Here is an 11,604-nt window from a genome sequence, read left to right on the forward strand (position 1 = left end):
TCCTTAAAACCGTAAATTCGCATCAAACGTGACGGAGAGATTGCTTTCGCGTTTGCCGTCGTAGGGGCGCTTATCCCAGTTCAACATCACGCCAGTCTCGACGACGTTGTTCCACTGAACGCGCTGCCCGTAACCGAGCAGGGTGATGGCTCCTGCGGGCTGATGTTTCTGCCAGTAACGTCCGGCTCCAGCAAGTAACTGCTGGCTCCAGAGGGTGTCGTAATAGCGGTATAGCTGGTGATCGGCGGACAGCGCCGCCGTTGCGGACAGATCTCGCTCGGGGTTGTAATAGAGCGTATCCCGCCGGCTATTGGCGCTGGCCGATAGGCCCGGTTCGAGATCCAGCGTCAGGGAAGGGGTTTGCCAAAGACGTTCTTTGCCCGTGAGGGCATATTCCTGCCGGCGGTTACGATCGGAAAAGTCGCTGGCTGCGGCGCTTAGCTGATACTCACGACGTTCGTTTTGATACCAGCGAACCCAGCCTTCTCCACGGTTAGCGCTTATCCCGTTGCGCAATGCGCGTAAAGGCGTGGTGCGCGAGATGCGTTCCAGACTGCCACCTACCTGCCAGTTATCCGTCAGGCTGTACCGCCCAGAGAGACGAGCGCCGGGCTTGTTTTCGCCGTGATAGCCGTTGCTGGACAGTTCCGCTTCAAGCCAGACGTCGCGCGGTCGCCATTCGACGCCCCCGAACAGGTGACGGCTGGACCCTTTGCCTTCATCAAACTTGCCCTGGGCAAAACGAGTACCGCCAAACAACCGCCAGTTATCCGCGACCGGGGGGCCATAGAGCGTGGCATCTCCGTTCAGATCGTGGCTACCGCTAACCGGGTTATCGGAGTGCAATCCCTTGCCGGCGTTCAGCCGCAGCTCGGAAAGGTGATGCACATTTCTGATCCTGTTCAGACGCTGGACGCCGCGATCGATGGGCGCGCGGGCGAGCGCGTCGTCGGCCAGTAAATCCATCTGCCGCCACGCCTGCAGGTCCATTGCGACATAGGCCTGCTGCTGCTCAAGCTCTACGTTAGACGGCTCCAGCGCCTCCGCCATTTTTAGCTTTTCCTCCGCCGCGCGCGGCAGGCCTCGCGCCTGAAGTAAGGTGGCATAATCAATCTGTAGCCCCTGATTTCCTGGCGCTGTTTCCGCCAGGCGTTGCGCCAGTTTCCCGGCTTCCGGCAGAGCGTGCGTTGCCAGCAAATACTGAAAGGTAAGCGACTTGCCGATTAGCCATCGATCGTTTGGCTGGGCGGTTGGCGAACCGAAATCGTAGCGGCTCCACGAGGCGTTACGCGTTATCCGCTCAACGTACTGGCGGGCGGCCTGATACTGCCCGGTATCCAGCCAGGCATAGAAGAGCGCATGTTCATCGTCCTGCGGGTCACGTGCATAGTCAGGATAATGGTGAAGGAGAGCCAGGGCCGCATCGGCGTTTTTCTCCTGCAGATAGGCAGAAATAACCCAGCCGATTGCCCAGTCCGGCACGGGATGCTGCGCTGAGGTCAGCGCGTGATATTCACTGATGACCTGCGGGTAATCACCCTGAGCGTACAGAGCGCCGAGCCGGTCTATGCGGGCGCGAATAATGTCTTCTGCTGCCTGCGGGTCGTGTTGCCAGCGGGCAAGCAGAACGTCATAGTGTTTTATGGCCGCGTTCGCGAGACGCATGCGTTCTTTTTCCGTGCGGGCAGGCACATCAGCAAGGCGAATCCTTTCTGCGGCTGCGTTAAGCTCAAGCTGGCGACGCTGGGCCGGGGGCAGTGCGATCCTTTCAGAAAGCGCCAGGGCAGGCGTATTGACCCGATTATCGTTTAGCGAGTTGATGAGGGCGTTGATCAGCGCATTATTCTCAGGCGCGGTCTGCAGGGCGCGAGTATCTGCTAAAAGACGATCCCAGCTTTTCCCCTGGCGTAAGTAAACATACGAGAGCGTTTCGAGACCTGCCTGGCCAGGGCGCTCCGCCACCCATTTTTGAGCTTCCTGCAGGGCCAGCCGATCCATACGGGCATCCGCCAGCGTTTTGATATAGCCGATACGGTAATCGTCGTTTTTTGGGGCAAGACGACATGCTTGCTTCCAGAGCGCTAGCGCAGGTTGCCATTTTTTTTGATTTCTCCAGGATTGAGCCGCCGCCGCTACCCCTCTGGCCGGAAGAGGCATATAAACGTTGTAACGTTGCCATACCTGAATAACGTCTTCATCGCGGCCTGCCCAGGATGCTACCTGTAGCCAGTCCGCAACTTGCTCGGGCGTCAGGGCATGTTGCTGTTGATAACGCTGAACATAATGAAGAAACGTTGTGTATTTACCATTACGAGCCTGTCGAATGTGTTGGTCATATACTGATTCTGCTGCCTGAACAAGAATGGGAAACAGTAATAGCAGACACAATAACTTTGGCGCGTGGTAAAAGAATAACGTATTGAAGCGGAGCGATCTTTCCATATCTTTTTGCCATTTGTTTATCATAAATCCATTGCACGACACGGCTGCCTTTAAACTCAGCATTAAAGGCCATAAATGAGAACATTAAATCTATATGCAGTTATGTTATGAGGTACTTACTAAAAGGTAATTATGGGTCCTTATCATCAGGAGGTGAGTGGGAGGTAATGTACACCTGATATGTTGACGGATAAATATGTTGAAAAGGCGGGGTGTGGTTTTGAGATAAATCTGTATATAAACACTTTTTGTGATTATTTTGAATTGAAGAGTGGTTTGTAACTTATTGAAAATAATTGTTTTTATTTTGATTTTTACGGGTATTTTTATATTTTAAATACCGTTCGCAGGCTCGAATTAAAGTAGTTTCTGATGCATGTTTGGGAAGATTCATGACAAAAACTCTTAATATCGAAACAAGAGTCTTTTCTGAGAAGCTTTTTTACTTATAATTAAAGTCAGCCATTGAATGATAGTCTATGGGAAGTCTTGTTAATCAATGTGTAAATCGAGGATGAGCAACGTCAGAATACATTTTTCGAAAAAATAAAAATGCTATAAACGAAAGCGAACTTCTTTCTTAAGGGGCGTGCTTGCTTTAATCTAAAAAGGGATGATTAGTGGCAACTTCAATATTGTTAGTGACGCAGGATCGCTACCTCGTCCGCGGCATGAGGATATTTTTTCCGGATATTATCCTGCTGGACTCGATTGACAGAAAGATATTTGATAATGATGCAGATGAATATTCTGTGCTGATTGATAATCGTTCACCACTCCGTTTATATGATTACCTAATACGCCATCCGGCCAGAACGAAAAAAACAATATGCTGCGTGATGCTTGATATGCATCATCGAGAGGAGAGCGTGCTTAGCATGAGGCTGTTGATGAATTCCTCGCTCGCCGCACCCGATATGGCGTCGTTATTTAATCTGGTTCTCAATACAAAGGGGAAGCGTCTGACGACGAGGTGGTTGCTTAACTTACCGCTTAGCACAGATGAAGCGATGATGTTACGGCTGCTCAGGTCGGGAATGACGATGGAAGAGGCGGCAAGTGCGCTGAAGACATCGGTTAAGAGCCTTTATCGAAAACGAACGGCGCTGACTGAACGGTTGGGGGCGCAGAATTTTAACGAGGCGTGTTTGTTTATTTTTAAAAACAAATTGCTGGATTGAGATGGGAACGATCCCTGACTTATCGGGAGCCAGAAAGCAAAAAACCAGCCCATAGGCTGGTTTCTTTGAATAGTGGTGCCGGACTCGGTGCTAAATGTCCCAGTGAGAATGCTGCGGGGGCTGATGGTGTATCGCCATCACCTGACGTTTGCTGATGATTTTCATTGCACTTTACTGCTTAAAGCCAGCCATGTTCGGAAATTGAAGCGTTATCCATACCCCCGATAACCAGGGCATCCAGTAGACAAGTATCAACCAGTTCAAGTGCCTGCTTCAGGCGCTCCGCAATCAGCCTTTCGGCTTTGCTCGGTGCAGCCCTACCCGTGGGGCGCGCAAGAAGGAAAACGGCGGCATGGTTTATCAGAGCGGACTTAACGACCTTACACGGATGTATCGTGATAGAGTTGATCGCCCCTGGGAACAGCGTGTCGTTTCTTGTCGGGCCGGACTCCGGCTAAATAACAGGGCAATCTCTACTCGTCGGCGGCTGAAGGGTGTTTAAATGATATGCCCTCTCGTCACCCTAAACCCTGCCACTGCCTGGTATATCCTTCTTTCTGCATCACCTGCTTAGCTTTGGCAATACCCTAGCGGTAGTTTGCCATCCTCGATCAGATAGTCCCCGTTCTTCTGGGCAAAAAAGCGATAGAGCAGCTTATGCCCCTCTTCAAAGAAAAAGGGGGCAACAAACTGAGCGAGTGATGCATCATCCGCTTCGTCATGGGGTGGGGTAAATTTCTTTTTTGAAATCATAAGATAATGAGAAGCGGTATGTGTAAAGGAATAGAGCATTTTTTTATTGACCACCTGTGACCCGCCGCGTTCATCGTTAACTCTCCCCGTCATCGTTACAATCCCCTCATCGCCATTAAAATCAAACCGTAATATGACATTCAGACTTAATGTATTTTTACGGGAATGGTAATGCGTATAGCAACTAAAATGTCGTTGTTGATGGCTTCTGTTGAGCAAGATAAATGTTGTCAGGAGCACCATGCTCACTGCTGTTACTAATATTCCGTAAGAAAATTGTTTTCTCATGATTCTCCTCCCTCCGTTACGAAGAATGAATCACAGTTAGGTTTGTTATAAGAGATAGGTTTTTCGCAGATTATAATAGACGCTAAAGGTAAAACGTTATAGGCGGTAATATATACATGAGGTGAGTGTGAGCATTTCTGAAGAATGAAAGGTAAAAATTTTTCATGTAAATAAGGCGGGCGGGCAATTTTATTAATGTTCAACTTACACAAATCATAGGACTTGTACAAAAAGAAATTATCAGCGAATTCCGTTTTTTTATAGGTATATTGATCTACGACCAGATAGCAAACAATCGCCAGGGCAACAAGAAAAAAATAACTACAGTATTTGAAGAGTTGGGGAAGATGTTGAGCAATGTAATCTGAAGGGAGGTTTTTATTTACGGATGTTATTACCCGCGTTACGTCAGGCGCTTCTGGGTAGGGTTCTTGCTCTTCACTTCGCTTTACCTCCACCTCCACAGACGGGGAAAGTCTAAACCCTTGCCTCGGTACGGTTACCACCCAAGTGTGCCCATCTGGGGTAATACTGCGTAGCGCTTTACGAAGTAACGATATGTTTTGATATAGGTTGTTAGGCATGATCTGAGCTGCTTCATTACCCCATACATAAGGATAAAACTCTTTATGGGTAACGAGCTCCCCTCTTTCCAGCAGCAGAGTAAAGCAGCGGGCAGAAGGTAATGGTAACACAACTCTGCGAACCGGCTCTGTGTGACAAACGAGCAAACTATTGCTGGGCTGAAATTCAACAAAATTGTTAATTAAATATTTTTTTTGCATGAAAAATTATCACTATGGCCGGTAGTAGTCTCATATATATACAATTCAAAGTGGCATAATAAATACACGTTATGTTGCCGGGATGCAAGTATTTCATTTTCGAACGTAAGTGGCTGGCGTTCCGATTTTAAGCACAATTTTCCCCGACAGGGGGCGCGTCATGGCGACATATGATAAGAGCAAGGCCCGCTTTTTTCTATAAATAGAGCTTTGATTAAGATCTTAATAATGCCATTAAGAATTTTTTTACCCTCTATATATCAATGAGTTACATATCTTTTTTTTATGTAAATACGTTTGCATATATTAGAGCCCTGAAAGAGCTCTTTCGCGTTGATTTTGGCGCGTGGTTCGCTGAAAGTGAGGAGGAACGGGGCACCAGGCCATGAACTAAAATTTTGTTCTGCCTTTTGTTGAAATTCGGTGTTTTATTTTTATGTGTACTTTGGTGCAAACGAATAACCACTTTATAACTAATGTTATTGTGTTGTTAAATTATGGGTGCCTCTGATGACTGTGTTCGACATAAATTACTATTTTTAAATTTCTTTACAGTTAATTATTTTGATTATTTGTTGAGCTATTTAGTTGTTTTCTTTTTTTTTATTAAAAATATGATGTAGCAACATTGTGCTGCTGTGTGGGTTCTGTGAACTTGTATTTAAAAAGTGAGGCAATTCTTTTATGGAAAAAGAACTCGTTGGGTACTATATCGGTGAGAATTTTCAATTCGATATTATGCATAAGAAAGTCACGAGTTACGATTGTAAAGGAACACCACAGAAATTTTTCGTCATGCGAGAGACAATGATGCGGCTCTTTGTTTATCTGCTGCAAAATGCCTGCGATCGAATTGTGACTACTGAAGAGATTCTTTACAACGTATGGGATTTGCATGGGCTCAAGTCGTCCAGTCAGCGGCTATGGCAAGTAATGCAATCACTCAGATTTAAATTAGCCATGCTTGGTGTTTCTCACGATTTTATTATGCGTATTGAAACGATAGAGACCAAAGGCTTTTCAATTAAGAAAGACAGTGTCAGGCCTTTATTTTTAATTAGGGAAGAAGTATAGGTTATTTTATAGCGAGGATAGTCAATATGAAAGCATACGTCTTGTCTAATGATATCTATTTTAAGTTAGGGATGATTACCCTTTTGACTGAAGCTGGATTTGAGGTTTGTCTGTCCGAGATGAGTTATGACGAGATTATTAACACTGAAGAGGCTCTGCCCGGCAGTCTGATCTTATTTGATCTGCGTAATAAAACACAATCAATAGATTTTTTTACCAGCGATATTTATAGCGGAGCGAATGTCGTATTTATTGTTGAACGTTTTGGTGTACAAGATTTCATGTGCAATAGCTTTATTCTTGCAGTACCGGACAAAGCGCGTCTTGCAAGCCTGATAACCAGGTTGAAAAATATCGTTAAAAATTGTCAGCGACGCTATGCGAGGAAGTCTTTAAGCCTTTCTGACAGGGAGAACATAGTTTTAATGCACTATATCAATGGAGATTCACCGAAAGACATTTCAGAGAGACTGAATATTTCAATTAAAACGTTTTCTACGTACAAACTGAATGCTCTTAATAAACTTGGTGTCAGGAGGATAAGCAGTAGATCGCTAATATATCTCAACAGTTATATTTCAAGAAGAATGAGTGAACTCCCCATAAACACACTTTAATTCACCGTGTTGGTATTAGGTGGCTATGGCGAAACACTTCTTTGGGAAAACATTGTCATGCTTAATCTATGGAATAATATGGACGTGACCAAAAAACTATTTATAAAGCTGTTGTTTACCTTTTTTATAAGCAGCTTTACCTTTGGCTCTTGCGCATACGCGCAGGAAACGCAGTCAAAATCTGAAGCGCATTCTCCGTGGGTATTAGATACCTCACCGGGTAAAGACCAGTGGGTGACAGAAGATACCCGGGCGCGTGTAGTAATATTTCGGCTAGCTCGCGATCAGGATACGCTTGCAGCAAAGCCCCTTAACATTTTTCTTAACGGTAGTTATCACGCCAGCCTTTTACCGGAGCATCAAGCTGTGGCGCTTTCCCTTTGCCCTGGCAAAAAAGAGCTGAGCGTGGTTCCCGGCGATATGAATGATGATGTGAAAAATCCTTTGAGAGCCGTCGAGGAAACACCGGATTTAGAGCCGGGTACACTCTATTTCTATCAGGTTGCCGCCGATGACCAAGGGAAAGTGGTCACACGTTGGGTCGATCGCGATCAGGCGAAACAGGTCTTAGCCAATGTGAAGGTGCAGTCACATACGGTATCACGCGTAGTGGAAGACAATAATTGCCCGACCGGGATCTATTCTATCAGCTCTTCCGCGCTCTTTAAGCTGAACCGCCATGACCGCGGCGGCATGTTGCCAGGCGCTGCTCAAACGCTACAAAAGCTGGCTGTCCAGATTGATAGTGATTATAAGACGCTGGATAAAATTATCGTCAAAGGATATACCGACCCGCTTGGGGACGTTGAATATAACCAGCGACTCTCGGAGAAACGAGCAAAAACTATTGTGTCATTACTTATCGAATCAGGGTTACCTGAAAATGTCATTACTTCTCAGGGGATGGGGTCGACGAATCTTCTTATTACTGATTGCCAGGCTCGCAATTTGAAGAAAAAGCAGCTTATTGAGTGCAATCAGCCAAACAGAAGAGTGGAAGTGGAAATATACGGCACTAAACAACACGCAGTAGGATAAGAACTTTTGTTCTGACATTTATTCATACCTTGTTAGATAAGGATAAAAAATGGTTACCATGGTAAAAATTAATTTACGTGGGACTAAAGGGATTGTTTCGTCTCACGAAGTCACAGCAGGAAAACATGCCGCTACGGTATTACAGGTGCCGCATAGTGGAAAATATAATATTGAGCTTATTGACGAAGCTACTGGCCATGCGCCACAGGTAGTTTCGACTAAGCGTGTCGGAAATAATCTAGTTTTATTCTTTGATGGTGGAGACGAAGGCGCTCCGGATGTCATTTTGCAGGATTATTATGATAATGATGGCGTGCATTTAATTGGCCAGGCCGAAAATGGACAATACTATGAATACATTCCGACGTCTGGCGATGTAGCGGATTATCCGCCCGCCATGATTGACGGTCAGGAGAGTCAGGTTGCGTTAGGCGGCGATGCTTCAAGCATCGCCGATCCCGTTGCTGACGGTAATAACTTTGCCTGGCTGCCCTTCTTGCTGCTGGGCGGGGCGGCGGCTGGAATCGCCGGTATTGCTTATGCGGCATCCGATGATGACGACGGCTCAAGCCACAGCAAACCCCCCATGAGCGTTACCATTAATCCGGCCACTGATGCTGATAAAGATGGTCGCCCTGAGCTTTCTGGCACCTCTTCCAGCCCGGACTCCACGGTAACCATTACCCTGCCGGACGGCACAACGCTGACCACCACCACCGACAAAGATGGCAACTGGACTGTAGAAGCGCCTACCGCCCAGCCTAACGGCACCATTACCGTTACGGTAACGGCCTCGGATGGCAGTACCGCCACGGTGACTGGTAGCTATGAAGATACCACCGCGCCAGAGATTCCGACGTTAACGCAAAATGATGATGGCGGGCTGGCTGGGACGGCTGAGCCAGGTTCCAAAGTGACTATTACCGATCCTGATAATGGCACCACCACCACCGTCACCGCTGATGAAGATGGCAACTGGAGCATTCAGCCTAACCCTATCAGTGAAGGGGACAAGAATGTCACGATTGTGGCGGAAGATCCCGCTGGCAACGTCTCCCCACCGCTCTCAATTGACCGGCCGGATCTTACCGCGCCGGATAATATCACCTCTGGAATTGTCGCTGGTTCTATCGCGCTAACGGATGATGTTGCGCCAGTTACAGGCGTGATTGCTGACGGCAGCGTGACAAACGATACGCGTCCTACTTACTCCGGTAAGGTCACCGCCGATATCGATCACGTTAATATCTACGATAACGGTACCCTGGTGAGCAGCGTAGCGGTGAAAAGCGACGGCTCGTGGAGCTATACGCCGACGACCAGCCTTGCGGAAGGTTCTACCCATGAATACACCGTTTCAGCGGTGGACAAAGGTGGTAACGAAGGCCCGCAGGTAAGCGGCACTGCCGACAGCAGCTGGTCCTTCACGGTGGATACTATTGCACCGGATAACACTACCTCCGGGATCGTGGATGGTTCTGAAGGATTGAACGACGATGTTGGTCCGGTAACCGGTCCGATCGCTGACGGCGGTACTACTGATGATGCCCGTCCAACCTTCACCGGTCAGGCCACCGATGATATCGATCACGTCAATATCTATGACAATGGCAACCTGATCGGCAGCGTGCCGGTAGATTCAGACGGCAATTGGAGCTTTACACCTGATACCGATCTGACCGAGGGCAATCACTCCCTGACCGTGTCAGCGGTAGATAAGGCCGGGAACGAAGGTCCCCAGACCAGCGGCACCGATGACGGCAGCTGGGACTTTATCGTGGACACTACAGCCCCGGACAACACCACTTCCGGGATCGTCAGCGGCTCGCTGGATCTGCTGGATGATGTCGGCACCGTTGTTGGCTCCATCGCTGACGGCAGTACGACCGATGACACGCGCCCGACTTACAACGGTAAAGTCACTGCGGACATTGACCACGTTAATATCTATGACAATGGCACCCTGATTGGCTCCGCTCCTGTGGATGCGGAAGGCAACTGGAGCTTCACCCCGGAAACCGATCTGGCGGCGGGCAATCACGCCTTTACCGCAGCGGCGGTGGACAAGGCGGGACTGGAAGGCCCGCAGGTTAGCGGCACCGATGATGCGGCCTGGAACTTCACCCTTGAAACCAATGCGCCAGGTACCGGCGTGTTTGAAGGCGGCAGTATCACGCTGACGGATGATGTTGCACCGGTCATCGGTACCATCGCCGATGGCAGCAGCACCAATGACACCCGCCCAACCTACGCGGGTACCATTACCGCAGAGGGGCTGGCGTCAGGTGTCACCAGTGTCAATATATACGACAACGGCACGAAGATTGGCAGCGCGGCGGTGGATCAGACCAGCGGTGCATGGAGCTTCACGCCGGAAACTGACCTGTCTGCAGGTAGCCACGCCTTTACCGTCGCGGCAGTTAACAACGCCGGTATTGAGGGTGCTCAGGTGAGCGGCACTGATGATGCGGCCTGGGACTTCCTCCTCGACACCACCGCGCCGGACAATATCACCTCCGGGATCGTGGATGGCTCGCTGGGTCTGACCGACGATGTTGGCCCGGTAACCGGCCCGATCGCTGACGGCGATACCACCGATGATACCCGTCCGACCTTTGCAGGTCAGGCCACCGATGATATCGATCACGTCAATATCTACGACAACGGCAACCTGATCGGCAGCGTGCCGGTAGATGAAAACGGCAACTGGAGCTACACGCCGGAAACCGATCTGGCGGAAGGGGATCACTCCCTGACGGTGGCCGCGGTAGATAAGGCCGGGAACGAAGGTCCACAGACCAGCGGCACCGACGACGGAAGCTGGGACTTCACCGTGGATACCACTGTGCCGGACAATATCACCTCCGGGATCGTGGATGGCTCGCTGGGGCTGACCGACGATGTGGGTCCGGTAACCGGACCGATTGCTGACGGCGATACCACCGATGATAGCCGTCCGACCTTTGCAGGTCAGGCCACCGACGATATCGATCACGTCAATATCTACGACAACGGCAACCTGATCGGCAGTGCGCCGGTAGATGCAGACGGCAACTGGAGCTATACGCCGGAAACCGATCTGGCGGAAGGGGATCACTCCCTGACGGTGGCCGCGGTGGACAAGGCGGGCCAGGAAGGTCCACAGACCAGCGGCACCGACGACGGAAGCTGGGACTTCACCGTGGACACCACCGCGCCGGACAATACCACCTCCGGGATCGTGGATGGTTCGCTGGGGCTAACCGACGATGTGGGTCCGGTAACCGGCCCGATCGCTGACGGCGGTACTACCGATGATACCCGTCCGACCTTTGCAGGTCAGGCTACCGACGATATCGATCACGTCAACATCTACGACAACGGCAACCTGATCGGCAGCGCGCCGGTGGATGAAAACGGCAACTGGAGCTACACGCCGGAAACCGA

Annotated in this window: 9 protein-coding genes; 5 read left to right on the forward strand and 4 right to left on the reverse strand. The window is 49.4% G+C overall.

The annotated features are described in order from the left end of the window. Nucleotides 1-3: 3 nt before the first annotated feature. The gene (gene pgaA / locus V5P19_RS19980; RefSeq protein WP_334406780.1) at nucleotides 4-2,442 is read right to left on the reverse strand and encodes a poly-beta-1,6 N-acetyl-D-glucosamine export porin PgaA; all 2,439 of its coding nucleotides are present in this window, start codon (nucleotides 2,440-2,442) and stop codon (nucleotides 4-6) included. A gap of 671 nt (nucleotides 2,443-3,113) precedes the next feature. Between pgaA and V5P19_RS19985 the strand changes: the two genes are divergently transcribed. Further along, on the forward strand, nucleotides 3,114-3,623 hold the full coding sequence (locus V5P19_RS19985) for a LuxR family transcriptional regulator (protein WP_334406794.1): 510 nt from the start codon (nucleotides 3,114-3,116) through the stop codon (nucleotides 3,621-3,623). A gap of 178 nt (nucleotides 3,624-3,801) precedes the next feature. Here the strand turns inward: V5P19_RS19985 and V5P19_RS19990 are convergent, their stop codons facing one another. From V5P19_RS19990 to V5P19_RS20000, 3 genes are all read right to left on the reverse strand, one after another. After that, nucleotides 3,802-4,047, reverse strand: a complete 246-nt coding sequence (locus tag V5P19_RS19990; RefSeq protein WP_334406796.1) for a JAB domain-containing protein — start codon at nucleotides 4,045-4,047, stop codon at nucleotides 3,802-3,804. 146 nt (nucleotides 4,048-4,193) lie between these two features. After that, entirely contained in the window at nucleotides 4,194-4,664 is a 471-nt protein-coding gene (locus V5P19_RS19995) for a hypothetical protein (protein ID WP_334406781.1), read from the reverse strand. Next, complete coding sequence (locus tag V5P19_RS20000) at nucleotides 4,661-5,449, reverse strand: winged helix-turn-helix domain-containing protein (protein ID WP_334406782.1); 789 nt, start codon at nucleotides 5,447-5,449, stop codon at nucleotides 4,661-4,663. Before V5P19_RS20000 ends, V5P19_RS19995 begins: the two co-directional genes overlap by 4 nt. Before the next feature lie 684 nt (nucleotides 5,450-6,133). Here V5P19_RS20000 and V5P19_RS20005 point away from each other — a divergent pair. The 4 genes from V5P19_RS20005 to V5P19_RS20020 form a co-directional block, all read left to right on the forward strand. Then, the gene (locus tag V5P19_RS20005) at nucleotides 6,134-6,523 is read left to right on the forward strand and encodes a helix-turn-helix domain-containing protein (RefSeq protein ID WP_334406783.1); all 390 of its coding nucleotides are present in this window, start codon (nucleotides 6,134-6,136) and stop codon (nucleotides 6,521-6,523) included. A 26-nt stretch (nucleotides 6,524-6,549) separates the two neighbouring features. Next, entirely contained in the window at nucleotides 6,550-7,140 is a 591-nt protein-coding gene (locus V5P19_RS20010) for a LuxR C-terminal-related transcriptional regulator (RefSeq protein WP_334406784.1), read from the forward strand. A 78-nt stretch (nucleotides 7,141-7,218) separates the two neighbouring features. Continuing rightward, nucleotides 7,219-8,178, forward strand: coding sequence for an OmpA family protein (locus tag V5P19_RS20015; RefSeq protein WP_334406785.1), 960 nt, complete (start codon nucleotides 7,219-7,221; stop codon nucleotides 8,176-8,178). A gap of 49 nt (nucleotides 8,179-8,227) precedes the next feature. Continuing rightward, nucleotides 8,228-11,604, forward strand: a 3,377-nt coding sequence (locus V5P19_RS20020; RefSeq protein WP_334406786.1) for an Ig-like domain-containing protein, incomplete at its 3' end; no start/stop codon positions are given.

The organism is Enterobacter sp. UNJFSC 003 (assembly GCF_036903355.1).
Taxonomy (GTDB): domain Bacteria; phylum Pseudomonadota; class Gammaproteobacteria; order Enterobacterales; family Enterobacteriaceae; genus Enterobacter.